Genomic DNA, 16,610 nt, shown 5'->3' on the forward strand with positions numbered 1-16,610 from the left:
CCGCCGTGGACGCGGTGCGCCGGGCCGGACTCGCCGTCGGCCGGCGGCCCGAGGTGCTGCCGGGCCCGCCGTCCTTCTCGCCGGTGCCGCTCGTGCTCCTGCCGCGCCTCGCGCCGGGCGGCCCCGCCCGCTTCGCCGTCTTCGACGTCCCCGACCGCGCGGCCCTCGTCCGCCTGGGCGCCTCGACGTGCGTGGCGACGGTCATCGAAGGCCGCCTGGTCCACCGCCGCCGCTAGGGCCTGTCCCTGACCTCCACGCCTTCGGGGCACAAGGGGGCGGGCCCCGCCGTGGTCCGGGTGGGGCGCCTGCCAGAATGGGCGGGTCCGTCCACACCCGAGCCGTACCCGAGTCTGCGAGGCCGAACGCCAGTGACCCGCGCATCCCTGGACAAGCAGCCGCACGAAGTCGCCTCGATGTTCGACGACGTCGCCAAGAACTACGACCTCACCAACGACGTGCTCTCGCTCGGCCAGGACCGGCGCTGGCGCAAGGAGGTCGCCAAGGCGGTCGACGCCCGCCCCGCGCAGCGCGTCCTCGACCTGGCGGCCGGCACGGCCACCTCCTCGCAGCCCTTCGCCCGCGCGGGCGCCTACGTCGTGCCCTGCGACTTCTCGCTCGGCATGCTCCGGGTCGGCAAGCAGAAGCACCCGTGGATGCCGTTCACCGCGGGCGACGGCATGAACCTCCCCTTCCGCGACGACGTGTTCGACGCGGTCACCATCTCCTTCGGGCTGCGCAACATCCAGGACACCGAGGCCGCGCTGCGCGAGCTGTACCGGGTCACCAAGCCCGGCGGGCGGGTCGTGATCTGCGAGTTCTCGCACGCCACCTGGGCGCCCTTCCGCACGGTGTACGAGGAGTACCTGATGCGCGCCCTGCCGCCGGTGGCCCGCGCGATCTCGTCCAACCCGGACGCGTACGTCTACCTCGCCGAGTCGATCCGGTCCTGGCCCGACCAGCCGACCCTGGCCGGTCTGCTCCAGAAGGCCGGCTGGTCGAACGTCGCCTGGCGGAACCTCTCGGGCGGCATCGTCGCCCTCCACAGGGGCTTCAAGCCGTAGCGGCTCCGGGCACGCCCGGGCCCCGGCGGCCCGAACCGGCCGCCCTAGACTGAAACCGCACCACCTCGCCCTCGCCCTCGACCTTCGGGAGAACCCGCCGTGACCGAGCAGCAGCCCCTCTCCGAGCACAGCGCTGATGTGATCGTCGTCGGGGCGGGCCCGGCCGGTTCGACGACCGCGTACTACCTCGCCAAGGCCGGACTCGACGTCCTGCTCCTGGAGAAGACCGCGTTCCCGCGCGAGAAGGTCTGCGGCGACGGGCTCACCCCCCGCGCCACCAAGCAGCTCGTCTCCATGGGGATCGACATCTCCGAGGAGGCCGGCTGGCTGCGGAACAAGGGCCTGCGCATCATCGGCGGCGGCGTCCGGCTCCAGCTCGACTGGCCCGACCTCGCCTCGTACCCGGACTACGGACTCGTCCGCAAGCGCGACGACTTCGACGAGCAGCTCGCGCGCCAGGCGCAGAAGGCCGGCGCGCGCCTGTACGAGCGCTGCAACGTCGGCGCCCCGATCATCGACGACCGCACCGGCCGGATCACCGGCGTCACGGCCAAGCTCGGCGAGGAGAAGCGCGAGGTCTCCTTCCACGCGCCGCTCGTCGTCGCCGCCGACGGCAACTCGACCCGGCTCTCCCTCGCGATGGGCCTGCACCGGCGCGAGGACCGCCCGATGGGCGTGGCCGTCCGGACGTACTTCACCAGCCCCCGCCACGACGACGACTACCTGGAGTCCTGGCTGGAGCTGTGGGACCGGCGCGGCCCGCAGGACCGTCTCCTGCCCGGCTACGGCTGGATCTTCGGCATGGGCGACGGCACGTCCAACGTCGGCCTCGGCATCCTCAACTCCTCCTCCGCCTTCCGCGAGCTGGACTGGCGCGAGGTCCTCAAGGCCTGGTGCGCCTCGATGCCGGAGGACTGGGGCTTCACGCCGGAGAACATGACGATCCCGATCCGCGGCGCCGCCCTGCCGATGGCCTTCAACCGCCAGCCGCACTACACCAAGGGCCTGCTGCTCGTCGGCGACGCGGGCGGCCTCGTCAACCCGTTCAACGGCGAGGGCATCGCGTACGCGATGGAGTCCGGCCAGCTCGCGGCCGACGTCATCGTCCAGGCGCACGCCCGCCAGACCCCGGCCCAGCGCGAACTGGCCCTGCACAACTACCCGAAGATCCTCAAGGACACCTACGGCGGGTACTACACGCTCGGACGCGCCTTCGTGAAGATCATCGGCAACCCGAAGGTCATGAAGATCGCGACCCAGCGCGGTCTGACCCACCCGGTCCTGATGAAGTTCACCCTCAAGATGCTGGCCAACCTCACCGACCCGACCGGCGGCGACGCGATGGACCGCATCATCAACGGTCTCTCGAAGGTGGCCCCGAAGGCGTGAGCCCGGTGGGCCTGAAGGCCCGCCGGTAGTCCGAGGGGGAGACCCCGACGGTACGGGTGAAGTGACGGCGCAGGTTCGCCGCCGTACCGAGCCCGCTGTGGTCGCCGATCTGCTCCACCGGCAGATCGGTCGACTCGAGCAGGGTCTGGGCGCGCGCCACCCGCTGCTGGAGCAGCCACTGCAGCGGTGTGGTGCCGTGCGCATCCCGCACCCTGCGGTGGAAGGTGCGCGGCGACATCCGGGCGCGCAGCGCGAGCCCCTCCACCGTCAGCGGCTCGGCCAGGTGCTCGGTCGCCCACTGCAGGACGGGCCCCAGGCTGTCGCCGTCGGCGGGCGGCACGGGCGCCTCGATGAACTGGGCCTGGCCGCCGGTGCGGTGGGCCGGGACGACGAGCCGACGGGCGAGCTGGCCGGCGGCGGTGGCGCCGAGGTCCTTGCGGACCAGGTGCAGACAGAGGTCGAGCGCGGCGGTGGCCCCGGCGCTCGTGAGGACCGTTCCCTCGTCGGTGTAGAGCACCGAGTCGTCCACGAGCACCTCGGGGTACCGGGCGGCGAGTTGCCCGGTGTGCTGCCAGTGGGCCGTGGCGCGGCGGCCGTCGAGCAGCCCGGCGGCGGCGAGCGCGAAGGCGCCGGTGCACAGCGAGACCATCCGCGCGCCGGACGCGGCGGCCGCGCGCAGCGCCTCGACGAGCTCGGCCGGCACCTCCTCGCCGTGGTCGACGACCGCGTCGGGCACGGACGGCACGATCACGGTGTCCGCGCCGACGAGCCCGTCGAGGCCGCGGTCCGTACGGACGGAGAAGACACCCGCGCCGCCCGCGTCCCCGCACAGCCGGAGCGTGTACCAGGGGTCGGCGAGGTCGCGGTGGGGGACGCCGAAGACGGCGGCGGCGATGGAGAGTTCGTACAGCTCCCACAGCGAGGTACCGACCCGCTGGTCCGGTACGACGGCGATGGCCACGGTCCCTGTGCTCATGCCGTCGAGCCTACGTCTGCCCTGGCAGGAATGGTGCGGACATGGTCAGTCCTGCCACTGTCGGCCGGATTCCGCCGCTGCGAGCGTGGACGTCATGAACAAGCCGAACGTCACCGTCATCGGCCTCGGGCAGATGGGCGCCGCCCTGGCCGACGCCTTCCTCGCCGCGGGCCACCCCACGACCGTCTGGAACCGCACCCCCGCCAAGGCCGACGCCCTCGTCGCCCGGGGCGCCGCCCTCGCCGCCGACGTCGTGGAGGCCGTCGCCGCGAGCGAGCTGGTCGTCGTCTGCGTCCTCGACTACCCGGCCGTCCGTGAACTCCTCGCCCCCGAGGCCGCGTCGCTCCGCGGCAAGACCCTCGTCAACCTCACGAGCGGCTCGCCCGAGCAGGCCCGCGCGGAGGCGGAGTGGGCGGCGGCGCACGGCATCGGGTACCTGGACGGCGGCATCATGACGACCCCGCCGGGAGTCGGCGACAGCGCCAACATGATCCTGTACGCGGGCTCGCCCGGCCTGCTCGCCGCACACCGGACGACCCTGGAGGTGCTCGGCGACCCGGTCGACCTCGGCGAGGACGCCGGGCTCGCCTCGCTCTACGACGCCGGGCTCCTCGGCCTGATGTGGTCGGTCTTCGGCGGCTGGCTGCACGCGACCGCCCTCGCGGGCGCGGACGGGGTCGCGGCCAAGGAGTTCACCGCGGTCGCCAACCGCTGGCTGAAGACCGTCTCCTGGTTCATGAGCGGGTACGCCGAGCAGATCGACGCGGGGGAGTACCCGGGCGCGGACGCCACCATCGACGTGCAGGTGGCGGCGATCGGGCACCTGCTGCACGCGGGGGAGGAGCGGGGCGTCGACGACCGGCTGCCGCGGCTGCACCTGGAGCTGATGCGCGCCGCCGTGGACGCCGGTCACGGCGGGGACAGCTACGCCCGGATCATCGAGGCCTTCCGGAAGTAGGGCGAAGCGTCACCGGAAGCGCAGAAGCCGCCACTCCCCCGAGGAGTGACGGCTTCTGCCGTGGTGCGGGCGATCAGAGGATGCGGACCGCGCCCGACGGGGTGTCCCAGTCCAGGGAGCGCTCGACGACACCGGTCGACGGGTTCTGCGCGCCGACGTACTTGCCGCCGCCGACGTAGATGGCGACGTGGTACGAGCCGCTGCGGCTGCCCCAGTACAGGATGTCGCCCGGCTGGAGGTTGCTCAGCGAGACGGAGGTGCCCATGGACGACTGGGAGCCGGAGACGCGCGGCAGGTCGATGCCGGCCTGGCGGTACGCGGCCTGCACGAGGCCGGAGCAGTCCCAGGAGTTGGGTCCCGTGCCGCCGCGGACGTAGGCGTCGCCGACCTGGGCGCGCGCGAAGGCCACGATCGCGGCGGCGGAGCCGGTGGGGGCCTGGGTGTCGCTGTCGTACGAGGAGCCGCCGTCGGAGGACGACGAGCCGGAGGAGGAGAGCGTGGTGCGCGTCTGGGTGCGGGAGGCGCGCTCACGCTCCGCCTGACGGGCCTTCTCGGCCTTCTCCGCCTTCTCGGCGGCCGCCTTGCGGTCGGCGTCGGCCTTGGCCTTCTTGGCGTCCTTGGCGGCCTTCTCCAGGGCGGTCTTCTCCTGGGCCTGCAGGCTGAGGTCCAGGGCCTCCTGCTGGGACGCCTCGGCGGAGGCGGAGACGGCGCTCGCCAGGTCCGTGTCGAGCGAGCCCAGCGTGGGCATCTCGATGGTCTCGGTCACCGGGTCGGCGTTCGCCGGCCCGGCGGCGCCGGCCACCGCGATGGTGCTGAGGACGCCACCGGCAACTCCGGCACGGAGCGCGAGCTTCGAGGCGCTGCGGCGGGGCTTCCGGTGGCTGGGTATGTGAGCGGTCTGGGACATGAGTACAACCGCTATCAGGGCTTCACGGTTCCCTTCAAGAAACGTGGGTTGCGCCACAGTTACGTTCGGAACCACCTAATCCGCTTATCTGGCGGCCTTATTGACGCCGTAACGGACAATCCGGGCATGCGCCATCCGGGCCTTGATCACGGGTTTTCCGCGAAACGTCCGAATTGACCGCCGCTTACCACCTCTTCACACCGTTGGCCAAGCCCCGTTTTCCCGCGGGGCTTTTGCGTGTGGTGCAGGTCACATCTCGGGTCCATCAGGCGGGCGGGTGGCTCGTGAATCGGTGCACACGTCCACTTCGCTCCCTTCGACCCCCCGACCGGGCGACGGCCCGGTCCTTTATCACCCGGTCGGAGTCCATCGCCAATTTGCTTGTAACTGCCACCTCTTGATAGTGCGCCACCGCCCCGACCAGCGGTTTCCGGTCCGGATGTCACATCTGGTGATCACCTGGGCGCTTCGAGTGCCAAGATCACCGCTCATCCGACTTCATGATCCTTCGTCAGGTGGTGGAGATCACAAAGTCCTTGCTGTACCCCGTGTCGCAGATCACAGAGGGGCGGGCATAAGATGCGGGGCAGCCAGGCTTGTGAACTGCCTCACATGGGGGCGATCTTCCGCGGCCCGGCAGTGCGGTCCAACGGTCAAGGACGACTGGAAGGAGCGAGGAGCGTGAATGCGTACGCGCCCATCCTCGTGCTCGGTGCCCTGGGAGCGGGGTTTGCGATCTTCTCCGTGGTCATGGCCACGCTAATCGGCCCAAAGCGGTACAACAGGGCAAAACTTGAGGCATACGAGTGCGGTATCGAGCCGACGCCCACTCCGGCCGGAGGCGGCCGCTTTCCCATCAAGTACTACCTGACGGCGATGCTCTTCATCGTCTTCGACATCGAGATCGTCTTCCTCTACCCCTGGGCCGTCACCTTCGACGCCCTGGGGCTTTTCGGGCTCGTGGAGATGCTGCTCTTCGTGCTCACCGTCTTCGTCGCCTACGCCTATGTGTGGCGGCGCGGCGGCCTGGAATGGGACTGAGGGGCTGAGGGGCACCTATGGGACTCGAAGAGAAGCTGCCGAGCGGCTTTCTGCTGACGACGGTCGAACAGGCCGCGGGCTGGGTGCGCAAGTCATCCGTCTTCCCCGCCACCTTCGGCCTGGCCTGCTGCGCCATCGAGATGATGACGACCGGCGCCGGCCGCTACGACCTGGCGCGCTTCGGCATGGAGGTCTTCCGCGGCTCGCCGCGCCAGGCCGACCTGATGATCGTGGCCGGCCGGGTCAGCCAGAAGATGGCGCCGGTCCTGCGGCAGGTCTACGACCAGATGCCCAACCCCAAGTGGGTCATCTCCATGGGGGTTTGCGCGTCTTCGGGCGGAATGTTCAATAATTACGCGATTGTGCAGGGCGTTGACCACATTGTTCCCGTTGACATCTATTTGCCGGGTTGCCCGCCGCGCCCGGAGATGCTGATGGACGCGATCCTCAAGCTCCACCAGAAGATCCAGACCTCCAAGCTCGGCGTGAACGCCGAGGAGGCGGCCCGCGAGGCGGAGGAGGCGGCGCTCAAGGCGCTGCCCACCATCGAGATGAAGGGGCTCCTCCGTTGAGCGACGAGACTCCGAACCCCGAGAAGGAGCTCTCCGGGCAGAACCTTCCGGGCCAGCGCGGGGAGCACGGCGAGGAGGTCCGCGTCCAGCGCGGGATGTTCGGCGCCAACAACGGCGGCGACACCTCCGGCTACGGCGGCCTCGTCCGCTCCGTACGCCTGCCCGGCGCGGCCACCCGCCCCTACGGCGGCTGGTTCGACGAGGTCGCCGACGAGTTGGAGGGCGCCCTCGAGGAGCAGGGGCTGCTGCCCGAGAACGCCATCGAGAAGACGGTCGTCGACCGCGACGAGCTCACCTTCCACATCGCCCGCGAGCACCTCGTCCGCGTCGCCCGCACCCTGCGCGACGACCCGGCCCTGCGCTTCGAGCTCTGTACGGGCGTCTCCGGCGTCCACTACCCCGGCGACAAGGGCCGCGAGCTGCACGCCGTCTACCACCTGCGCTCGCTCACCCACGGCCGGCTGATCCGCCTGGAGGTGTCCGCCCCGGACACCGAGCCGCGCATCCCGTCGCTCGTCGCGGTCTACCCGACCAACGACTGGCACGAGCGCGAGACGTACGACTTCTTCGGGATCGTCTTCGAAGGCCACCCCGCCCTCACCCGGATCATGATGCCGGACGACTGGCAGGGCTTCCCGCAGCGCAAGGACTACCCCCTCGGCGGCATCGCCGTCGAGTACAAGGGCGCCCAGATCCCGGCTCCTGACCAGCGGAGGTCGTACAGCTGATGAGCACCGAACATGCCTCCGCCCGCGAGACGACCGAAGGCACCGTCTACACCGTCACCGGTGGCGACTGGGAAGAGGTCGTCGAGTCCGCCGCCAAGGCCGACGACGAGCGCATCATCGTCAACATGGGTCCCCAGCACCCGTCCACGCACGGTGTGCTCCGGCTGATCCTGGAGATCGACGGCGAGACCGTCACCGAGGCCCGCTGCGGCATCGGCTACCTCCACACCGGCATCGAGAAGAACCTCGAGTTCCGGAACTGGACGCAGGGCACCACCTTCGTCACGCGCATGGACTACCTCACCTCGTTCTACAACGAGACGGCGTACTGCCTGGGCGTCGAGAAGCTGCTCGGCATCACCGACCAGATCCCGGACCGCGCCAGCGTCATCCGCGTCCTCCTCATGGAGCTCAACCGGCTCTCCTCCCACCTGGTGTGCATCGCCACCGGCGGCATGGAGCTGGGCGCCACGACGATCATGATCTACGGCTTCCGGGACCGCGAGATGATCCTGGACCTGTACGAGCTGATCACCGGACTGCGCATGAACCACGCGTTCATCCGCCCCGGCGGCCTCGCCCAGGACCTCCCGCCCGGCGCCGTCGACGCCGTGCGCGAGTTCGTGAAGACCATGAAGAAGAACCTGCCGGAGTACGACAAGCTCGCCACCGGCAACCCCATCTTCAAGGCCCGCATGCAGGACGTCGGCTACCTCGACCTCACCGGCTGCATGGCGCTCGGCGCCACCGGACCGATCCTGCGCTCCGCGGGCCTCCCGCACGACCTGCGCAAGACCGACCCGTACTGCGGCTACGAGACCTACGAGTTCGACGTACCGACCGCCGACACCTGCGACTCCTACGGACGCTTCCTGGTCCGCCTGGAGGAGATGCGGCAGTCGCTGCGGATCGTCGAGCAGTGCCTCGACCGGCTGTCGCCGGCGGGCGACGATCCGGTCATGGTCGGCGACAAGAAGATCGCCTGGCCCGCGCAGCTCGCGCTCGGCCCGGACGGACTCGGCAACTCCCTCGACCACATCAAGAAGATCATGGGCACCTCCATGGAGGCCCTGATCCACCACTTCAAGCTGGTCACCGAGGGCTTCCGGGTCCCGGCCGGACAGGCCTACGCGGCCGTCGAGTCGCCCAAGGGCGAACTGGGCGTGCACGTCGTCTCCGACGGCGGCACCCGCCCCTACCGGGTCCACTTCCGCGACCCGTCCTTCACCAACCTGCAGGCCATGGCGGCCATGTGCGAAGGCGGCCAGGTCGCCGACGTCATCGTCGCCGTCGCGTCCATCGACCCCGTGATGGGAGGCGTCGACCGATGACGGACGGACAGACCAGTCTCGGGATGCCCCAGCTCCCCGCCCCCGACTACCCGGCCGAGGTGCGCGCCCGGCTGGAGGCGGAAGCCAAGGAGATCATCGCCCGCTACCCGGGGTCCCGCTCCGCGCTCCTGCCGCTGCTGCACCTCGTGCAGTCGGAGGAGGGCCATGTGACCCGTACCGGCATGAAGTTCTGCGCCGAGATCCTCGGCCTGACCACCGCCGAGGTCACCGCGGTCGCCACCTTCTACACCATGTACCGGCGCAAGCCCTCGGGCGACTACCAGGTCGGGGTCTGCACCAACACGCTCTGCGCGGTCATGGGCGGCGACGCCATCTTCGAGGAGCTGAAGGAGCACCTCGGCGTCGGCAACAACGAGACCACCGAGGACGGCAAGGTCACGCTGGAGCACATCGAGTGCAACGCGGCCTGCGACTTCGCGCCCGTGATGATGGTCAACTGGGAGTTCTTCGACAATCAGACCCCCGCGTCCGCGAAGAAGATCGTCGACGACCTGCGGGCCGGCCGCCCCGTCGAACCGACCCGCGGCGCGCCCCTGTGCACGTACAAGGAGACCGCGCGCATCCTGGCCGGCTTCCCCGACGAGCGCGAGGGGGCCGTCGAGGCCACCGGTGGGGCCGGCCCGGCCTCGCTCGTCGGGCTGCGGCTGGCCAAGGGCGAGACCCCGCACCACAAGATCGTCCACCCGCGCGGCGAATCGGCCAGTGGGGAGGGGGAGTGATGACCTTGGCAGCCGAACTCAACAACAGCAGCCCCGAGAAGCTTCTCGCGCCGGTGCTCTCGGCGTTCTGGGACCAGCCGGACTCCTGGACCCTGGACACCTACCGGCGCCACGAGGGATACGAAGGGCTCCGCAAGGCCCTCGCGATGTCGCCCGACGAGGTCATCGCCTACGTCAAGGACTCGGGACTGCGCGGCCGAGGCGGCGCCGGCTTCCCCACCGGGATGAAGTGGCAGTTCATCCCGCAGGGCGACGGCAAGCCGCACTACCTCGTCGTCAACGCAGACGAGTCCGAGCCGGGCACCTGCAAGGACATCCCGCTCCTCTTCGCCAACCCGCACTCCCTCATCGAGGGAATGATCATCGCTTGCTACGCGATCCGCTCCGAGCACGCGTTCATCTATCTGCGCGGCGAGGTCGTGCCCGTCCTGCGCCGCCTGCACGAGGCGGTGCGTGAGGCGTACGACGCCGGGCTCCTCGGCCGGGACATCCTCGGCAGCGGCCTGAACCTCGACATCACCGTGCACGCCGGCGCCGGCGCGTACATCTGCGGCGAGGAGACCGCGCTGCTCGACTCGCTCGAAGGCCGACGCGGCCAGCCCCGGCTGCGTCCCCCCTTCCCCGCGGTCGCCGGTCTGTACGCCTGCCCCACTGTGGTGAACAACGTGGAGTCCATCGCCTCCGTTCCCGCGATCCTCAACCGGGGCAAGGACTGGTTCAAGTCGATGGGCAGCGAGAAGTCCCCGGGCTTCACGCTCTACTCGCTCAGCGGGCACGTCGCCTCGCCCGGCCAGTACGAGGCCCCGCTCGGGATCACGCTGCGCCAGCTCCTCGACATGAGCGGCGGCATGCGTCCCGGGCACCGGCTGAAGTTCTGGACCCCGGGCGGCTCCTCCACCCCGATGTTCACCGACGAGCACCTCGACGTCCCGCTGGACTACGAGGGTGTGGGCGCGGCCGGCTCGATGCTCGGCACCAAGGCGCTCCAGTGCTTCGACGAGACCACCTGCGTGGTCCGCGCGGTGACCCGCTGGACCGAGTTCTACGCCCACGAGTCCTGCGGCAAGTGCACGCCCTGCCGCGAAGGCACGTACTGGCTCGTGCAGTTGCTCCGCGACATCGAGGCCGGCAAGGGCGTCATGTCCGACCTCGACAAGCTCAACGACATCGCCGACAACATCAACGGCAAGTCGTTCTGCGCGCTCGGCGACGGCGCCGCCTCGCCGATCTTCTCCTCGCTGCAGTACTTCCGCGAGGAGTACGAGCAGCACATCACCGGCCGTGGCTGCCCCTTCGACCCGGCCAAGTCGACCGCCTGGGCGGACAACCACAAGGAGGTGACGGCATGACGGTCACCACGTCCGGCCCGGCCGGCGGGGCTTCCCCGGCGGTACCGCCGGAGGATCTCGTCACGCTGACCATCGACGGCGCCGAGATCTCCGTCCCCAAGGGGACCCTGGTCATCCGCGCCGCCGAGCAGCTCGGCATCGAGATCCCGCGGTTCTGCGACCACCCGCTCCTCGACCCGGCCGGCGCCTGCCGGCAGTGCATCGTCGAGGTCGAGGGCCAGCGCAAGCCGATGGCGTCCTGCACCATCACCTGCACCGACGGCATGGTGGTGAAGTCCCAGCTGACCTCCCCGGTCGCCGAGAAGGCCCAGCACGGTGTGATGGAGCTGCTGCTCATCAACCACCCGCTGGACTGCCCGGTCTGCGACAAGGGCGGCGAGTGCCCGCTGCAGAACCAGGCCATGTCCCACGGGCAGGCCGAGTCCCGCTTCGAGGGCCACAAGCGGACCTACGAGAAGCCGGTACCGATCTCCACCCAGGTGCTCCTCGACCGCGAACGCTGCGTGCTGTGCGCGCGCTGCACCCGGTTCTCCAACCAGGTCGCGGGCGACCCGATGATCGAGCTGGTCGAGCGCGGCGCGCTGCAGCAGGTCGGCACCGGCGAGGGCGACCCCTTCGAGTCGTACTTCTCCGGGAACACCATCCAGATCTGCCCGGTCGGCGCGCTGACCTCGGCCGCGTACCGGTTCCGCTCCCGCCCCTTCGACCTGGTGTCCTCGCCGTCCGTCTGCGAGCACTGCGCGGGCGGCTGCGCGACCCGCACCGACCACCGGCGCGGCAAGGTCATGCGGCGGCTCGCGGCGGACGACCCGGAGGTCAACGAGGAGTGGGTGTGCGACAAGGGGCGCTTCGCGTTCCGGTACGCCCAGCAGCGCGACCGGCTCACCACTCCGCTGGTGCGGAACCCGGAGACCGGCGCCCTCGAACCGGCCTCCTGGCCCGAGGCACTCGAGGCGGCGGCGCGCGGCCTGGTCCGGGGCCGTACCGGCGTCCTGGCCGGCGGCCGGCTGACCGTCGAGGACGCCTACGCGTACGCCAAGTTCGCCCGGGTCGCCCTCGACACCAACGACGTCGACTTCCGGGCCCGGGTCCACTCCGGCGAGGAGGCCGACTTCCTGGCCTCGACGGTGGCGGGCCGCGGCCGGGACCTGGACGGCTCGGGTGTCACGTACACCTCCCTGGAAGCCGCTCCCGCCGTCCTGCTGGTCGGCTTCGAGTCCGAGGAGGAGGCGCCCGGCGTCTTCCTCCGGCTGCGCAAGGCCTGGCGCAAGCACGGCCAGCAGACGTACGCGCTGGCCGCGTTCGCGACCCGGGGCCTGGAGAAGGCGGGCGGCACGCTCCTGCCGGCCGCGCCCGGCACCGAGACCGAGTGGCTGGACGCGCTCACGTCGCGGGTCGGCCTCGACGAGGCCGGTACGCGCGCGGCGGAGGCGCTCCGCCAGGACGGCGCGGTCCTCGTCGTCGGCGAGCGGCTCGCCGCCGTGCCGGGCGGGCTCACCGCCGCGGTGCGCACGGCGACGGCGACCGGCGCGAAGCTGGTGTGGATCCCGCGCCGGGCGGGCGAGCGCGGCGCGCTCGAAGCCGGCGCGATCCCCACGCTGCTGCCCGGCGGCCGCCCCGCGACCGACCCCCGCGCGCGTGAGGAGGTCGCCGCCGCCTGGGGCGTGCGCGACCTGCCGCACGGCTACGGCCGCGACACCGGCCAGATCGTCGAGGCCGCGGCCACCGGCGAACTGGGCGCGCTGCTCGTCGGCGCCGTCGAGGTCCGCGACCTGCCGGACCCGGCACGCGCGCGTGAGGCGCTCGACGCGGCGTTCGTGGTCTCCCTGGAGCTGCGGCCGAGCGAGGTCACCGAGCGGGCCGACGTGGTCCTGCCGGTCGCCGCGGTCGCCGAGAAGCCCGGCACCTTCCTCAACTGGGAGGGCAGGGCACGGCTCTTCGAGGCCGCGCTCAAGCCCGAGCAGATGACCCGGCCGCTCCCGCCGGCGGACGCGCGCGTGCTGCACATGCTCGCCGACGCCCTCGACGCCCACCTGGCCCTGCCCGACCTGCGCTCGGTCCGCCGCGAGCTGGACCGGCTCGGCGGCTGGGACGGCGAGCGGGCCTCCGAGCCGACCGAGCCCGCACAGGCCGCGCCCCGCCCGGGCGAGGGCGAGGCGGTCCTCGCCGGACACCGGCTGCTGCTCGACCTCGGCCGCCTCCAGGAGGGCGACACCGCCCTCGCGGGCACCCGTCACGCGGCGGTCGCCCGGCTCTCGGCCACCACCGCCGCCGAGACCGGCGTCAAGGACGGCGACCTCCTCGCCGTCACAGGACCGGCGGGCTCGACGAGCTTCCCGCTCCAGGTGACCGAGATGCCCGACCGCGTGGTCTGGCTCCCGCTCAACTCCGCGGCGTCCGGCGTCCTCTCCGGCACCGGCGCCCACCCGGGCGACCTGGTCCGTATCGGTGCGGCGACCTCGACGGAGGTGCAGGCATGACCACGCTGCTCGCTGCGGAAGACCTCTCCATGTTCGGGACGGACCCCTGGTGGCTCGTCGCGATCAAGGCCGTCTTCTGCTTCGCCTTCCTCATGCTGACCGTGCTCTTCTCCATCGTGTGGGAGCGCAAGGTGGTCGCCTGGATGCAGCTGCGCATCGGGCCCAACCGGCACGGCCCCTGGGGCTTCCTCCAGTCCCTCGCGGACGGCATCAAGCTGATGCTGAAGGAGGACGTCGTCGTCAAGCGCGCCGACAAGGTCGTCTACATCCTCGCGCCGATCATCGCCGCCGCCCCCGCGTTCATGGCCATCGCCGTGATCCCGTTCGGCCCGGCCGGCAACGAGGTCTCGATCTTCGGCCACCGCACCACGATGCAGCTCACCGACCTGCCGATCGCGATGCTGTACGTCCTCGCGATCGCCTCCGTCGGCATCTACGGCATCGTGCTCGCCGGCTGGTCCTCCGGCTCCACGTACCCGCTCCTCGGCGGGCTGCGCTCCTGCGCCCAGATGATCTCCTACGAGATCGCCATGGGCGCCGCGTTCGCCTCCGTCTTCCTCTACTCCGGGTCGATGTCGACCTCGGCGATCGTCGAGGCGCAGGCGGACCGCTGGTTCGTCATCCTGCTGCCGGTCTCGTTCATCATCTACATCGTCACGATGGTCGGCGAGACCAACCGCGCGCCCTTCGACATGCCGGAGTCCGAGGGCGACCTCGTCGGCGGCTTCAACACCGAGTACTCCTCCATCAAGTTCGCGATGTTCATGCTCGCCGAGTACGTGAACATGGTGACGGTCTCCGCCGTCTCCGTGACGCTCTTCCTCGGCGGCTGGCGCGCCCCGTACCCGATCTCCACCTTCTGGGAGGGCGCGAACCACGGCTGGTGGCCGATGCTCTGGTTCATCCTCAAGGTGCAGTTGCTGCTCTTCTTCTTCATCTGGCTGCGCGGCACGCTGCCCCGCGTCCGCTACGACCAGCTGATGAAGCTCGGCTGGAAGGTCCTCATCCCGGTCTCGGTGCTCTGGCTGATGCTGGTCGCCACCGTCCGGGCCCTGCGCAACGAGAACGTCGGCTTCCAGAACATCGTGCTGTACGTCGCGGGAGCCGTGGTCGCCGTCCTGTTGATCTCCTTCGTCGCCGACATGTTCCGCGACCGCAGGGACAGGGCGGGCGCCGAGGCCGAGGACGAGCCGCCGTTCGACCCGATGGCCGGCGGGTTCCCCGTACCGCCCAAGCCCGGACAGTCCCTGCCGCCCGTGCCGCGGCGCAGGTCGCGGCAGGACCGCGACCTGGTTGTCAGTGGCGCCCCCGATACTGCTACTGCGAGTGATGGAAAGGAGACGGAAGGTGTCTGATTTCCAGAACCCGGTGGCCGGCTTCGGCGTGACCTTCAAGGCCATGTTCAAGAAGCGGCTCACCGAGCAGTACCCGGAGGAGCGCAAGACGACGGCGCCGCGCTTCCACGGCCGGCACCAGCTCAACCGTCATCCGGACGGTCTTGAGAAGTGCGTGGGCTGCGAGCTGTGCGCCTGGGCCTGTCCCGCCGACGCCATCTACGTGGAGGGCGCGGACAACACCGACGAGGAGCGCTACTCCCCGGGCGAGCGGTACGGCCGCGTCTACCAGATCAACTACGCCCGCTGCATCCTCTGTGGTCTCTGCATCGAGGCCTGCCCCACGCGGGCGCTGACGATGACCAACGAGTTCGAACTGGCCGACTCCTCCCGCGAGAACCTGATCTTCACCAAGGAGCAGCTCCTCGCGGGCCTGGAGGAGGGCATGGTCGACTCCCCGCACGCGATCTTCCCGGGCATGGACGAGCAGGACTACTACCGGGGCCTGGTCACGCAGGCCGCCCCCGGGACCGTCCAGCAGGTCGCCACGTCCAAGGGGGAGAAGGGCGAGCCGGAAGAGGTGGACGCATGAGCGCCGCCACCCTCGCCGCGTACACCACGTCGACCGGTGAGGCCTTCCAGTTCTGGGTCCTCGGCACGGTCGCCGTGATCGGCGCCCTCGCCACGATCCTGATGAAGAAGGCCATGCACAGCGCGCTGTCGCTGGCCGGCACGATGATCATCCTGGCGGTCTTCTACCTCGCCAACGGCGCGTACTTCCTCGGCATCGTCCAGATCGTCGTCTACACCGGCGCGATCATGATGCTCTTCCTCTTCATCGTCATGCTCGTCGGCGTCACGGCCGCGGACTCGCTGAAGGAGACCATCAAGGGCCAGCGCTGGTGGGCCGCAGCCTGCGGGCTCGGCTTCGGCATCCTGCTGATCGCCGGCATCGGCCAGGCCTCCCTGACCGAGTTCAACGGCCTGGGCGCGGCCAACGGCGCGTACGGCGGGAACGTGGAGGGCCTCGCCGCGCTCATCTTCACCAAGTACGTCTTCGCCTTCGAGATCACCGGCGCGCTGCTCATCACCGCGGCCGTCGGCGCGATGGTCCTCACCCACCGCGAGCGGACCGAACGGGCCCGCACCCAGCGGGAGCTGGCGGAGCAGCGCGTACGGGAAGGCAAGCACGTACCGCCGCTGCCCGCCCCCGGCGTCTACGCCCGGCACAACGCGGTGGACATCGCCGGTCTCCTGCCCGACGGCACCCCCGCCGAGCTGACCGTGATGCAGACACTGCGCAAGCGCGGCCAGATCCGGGACGTGTCCGGTGAGGCGATGGCCGACCTGAAGGCGCTGGAGCAGCGCTCGGAGGAGCGGCTCGGCCGTGACCGGCAGGCTGCCGGGGACCGGGACGAAGAGGAGGCCTCGCGATGAACCCCGTCAACTATCTGTATCTCGCCGCCCTGTTGTTCACCATCGGCGCGGCGGGTGTGCTGATCAGGCGCAACGCGATCGTGGTCTTCATGTGCGTGGAGCTGATGCTCAACGCCTGCAACCTCGCGTTCGTCGCCTTCTCCCGGATGCACGGCAACCTCGACGGCCAGATCATCGCCTTCTTCACGATGGTCGTCGCCGCCGCGGAGGTCGTGGTCGGGCTCGCGATCATCGTGTCGCTCTTCCGTTCCCGCCACTCGGCCTCGGTCGACGACGCCAGCCTGATGAAGCTGTAAGGGGCTGAACT

16 protein-coding genes and 1 pseudogene are annotated in these 16,610 nt (G+C 70.5%); 15 read left to right on the plus strand and 2 right to left on the minus strand.

Features of this window, described 5'->3' with window-relative positions; all coding sequences use genetic code 11:
• The 3 genes and pseudogenes from AB0E14_RS29070 to AB0E14_RS29080 form a co-directional block, all read left to right on the plus strand.
• A pseudogene (locus AB0E14_RS29070) lies at nt 1–236 on the plus strand (hypothetical protein); the annotation flags it as partial.
• Between the two features lie 132 nt (nt 237–368).
• Nucleotides 369–1,061 (plus strand): demethylmenaquinone methyltransferase, encoded by a 693-nt coding sequence (locus tag AB0E14_RS29075; protein WP_362424522.1) that lies wholly within the window; start codon nt 369–371, stop codon nt 1,059–1,061.
• 99 nt (nt 1,062–1,160) lie between these two features.
• Nucleotides 1,161–2,450: a geranylgeranyl reductase family protein gene (locus tag AB0E14_RS29080; protein ID WP_362424525.1), complete on the plus strand. Its 1,290-nt coding sequence runs from the start codon at nt 1,161–1,163 to the stop codon at nt 2,448–2,450.
• Here AB0E14_RS29080 and AB0E14_RS29085 read toward each other — a convergent pair.
• A complete protein-coding gene (locus tag AB0E14_RS29085) occupies nt 2,416–3,426 on the minus strand; it encodes a helix-turn-helix domain-containing protein (RefSeq protein WP_362424528.1) in 1,011 nt (336 codons plus the stop codon). The genes AB0E14_RS29080 and AB0E14_RS29085 overlap by 35 nt on opposite strands.
• Nucleotides 3,427–3,511: 85 nt before the next feature.
• Between AB0E14_RS29085 and AB0E14_RS29090 the strand changes: the two genes are divergently transcribed.
• Nucleotides 3,512–4,384 (plus strand): NAD(P)-binding domain-containing protein, encoded by an 873-nt coding sequence (locus tag AB0E14_RS29090; protein WP_362424531.1) that lies wholly within the window; start codon nt 3,512–3,514, stop codon nt 4,382–4,384.
• A 73-nt stretch (nt 4,385–4,457) separates the two neighbouring features.
• On the opposite strand, the gene AB0E14_RS29095 is transcribed toward AB0E14_RS29090, so the two are convergent.
• The gene (locus tag AB0E14_RS29095) at nt 4,458–5,291 is read right to left on the minus strand and encodes a C40 family peptidase (RefSeq protein ID WP_362424534.1); all 834 of its coding nucleotides are present in this window, start codon (nt 5,289–5,291) and stop codon (nt 4,458–4,460) included.
• Between the two features lie 681 nt (nt 5,292–5,972).
• On the opposite strand from AB0E14_RS29095, the gene AB0E14_RS29100 reads away from it, so the two are divergent.
• The 11 genes from AB0E14_RS29100 to nuoK are packed head-to-tail and all read left to right on the plus strand — an operon-like array spanning nt 5,973 to nt 16,599.
• Nucleotides 5,973–6,332, plus strand: a complete 360-nt coding sequence (locus AB0E14_RS29100) for an NADH-quinone oxidoreductase subunit A (protein WP_030494815.1) — start codon at nt 5,973–5,975, stop codon at nt 6,330–6,332.
• A 17-nt stretch (nt 6,333–6,349) separates the two neighbouring features.
• Nucleotides 6,350–6,904: an NADH-quinone oxidoreductase subunit B gene (locus AB0E14_RS29105; protein ID WP_010041554.1), complete on the plus strand. Its 555-nt coding sequence runs from the start codon at nt 6,350–6,352 to the stop codon at nt 6,902–6,904.
• Entirely contained in the window at nt 6,901–7,632 is a 732-nt protein-coding gene (locus AB0E14_RS29110) for an NADH-quinone oxidoreductase subunit C (RefSeq protein WP_362424537.1), read from the plus strand. Before AB0E14_RS29105 ends, AB0E14_RS29110 begins: the two co-directional genes overlap by 4 nt.
• A complete protein-coding gene (locus AB0E14_RS29115; protein WP_362424540.1) occupies nt 7,632–8,963 on the plus strand; it encodes an NADH-quinone oxidoreductase subunit D in 1,332 nt (443 codons plus the stop codon). Before AB0E14_RS29110 ends, AB0E14_RS29115 begins: the two co-directional genes overlap by 1 nt.
• Nucleotides 8,960–9,703: an NADH-quinone oxidoreductase subunit NuoE gene (gene nuoE, locus AB0E14_RS29120; protein WP_362424543.1), complete on the plus strand. Its 744-nt coding sequence runs from the start codon at nt 8,960–8,962 to the stop codon at nt 9,701–9,703. Before AB0E14_RS29115 ends, nuoE begins: the two co-directional genes overlap by 4 nt.
• Nucleotides 9,703–11,052, plus strand: a complete 1,350-nt coding sequence (gene nuoF / locus AB0E14_RS29125) for an NADH-quinone oxidoreductase subunit NuoF (RefSeq protein WP_362424546.1) — start codon at nt 9,703–9,705, stop codon at nt 11,050–11,052. Before nuoE ends, nuoF begins: the two co-directional genes overlap by 1 nt.
• Nucleotides 11,049–13,532 carry an NADH-quinone oxidoreductase subunit G gene (locus AB0E14_RS29130; protein WP_362424549.1) on the plus strand — a complete coding sequence of 828 codons (2,484 nt, stop codon included), beginning with the start codon at nt 11,049–11,051 and terminating at the stop codon, nt 13,530–13,532. The genes nuoF and AB0E14_RS29130 overlap by 4 nt, the downstream gene beginning before the upstream one ends.
• Nucleotides 13,529–14,887: an NADH-quinone oxidoreductase subunit NuoH gene (nuoH, locus tag AB0E14_RS29135; protein ID WP_362424552.1), complete on the plus strand. Its 1,359-nt coding sequence runs from the start codon at nt 13,529–13,531 to the stop codon at nt 14,885–14,887. Before AB0E14_RS29130 ends, nuoH begins: the two co-directional genes overlap by 4 nt.
• On the plus strand, nt 14,862–15,458 hold the full coding sequence (gene nuoI, locus AB0E14_RS29140; RefSeq protein ID WP_362424555.1) for an NADH-quinone oxidoreductase subunit NuoI: 597 nt from the start codon (nt 14,862–14,864) through the stop codon (nt 15,456–15,458). Before nuoH ends, nuoI begins: the two co-directional genes overlap by 26 nt.
• A complete protein-coding gene (locus tag AB0E14_RS29145) occupies nt 15,455–16,303 on the plus strand; it encodes an NADH-quinone oxidoreductase subunit J (RefSeq protein ID WP_362424558.1) in 849 nt (282 codons plus the stop codon). The genes nuoI and AB0E14_RS29145 overlap by 4 nt, the downstream gene beginning before the upstream one ends.
• Nucleotides 16,300–16,599: an NADH-quinone oxidoreductase subunit NuoK gene (gene nuoK / locus AB0E14_RS29150; RefSeq protein WP_069927518.1), complete on the plus strand. Its 300-nt coding sequence runs from the start codon at nt 16,300–16,302 to the stop codon at nt 16,597–16,599. The genes AB0E14_RS29145 and nuoK overlap by 4 nt, the downstream gene beginning before the upstream one ends.
• Nucleotides 16,600–16,610: the final 11 nt, after the last annotated feature.

This window comes from Streptomyces sp. NPDC047981 (genome assembly GCF_040653315.1).
In the GTDB taxonomy this organism is placed as follows: Bacteria; Actinomycetota; Actinomycetes; order Streptomycetales; family Streptomycetaceae; genus Streptomyces.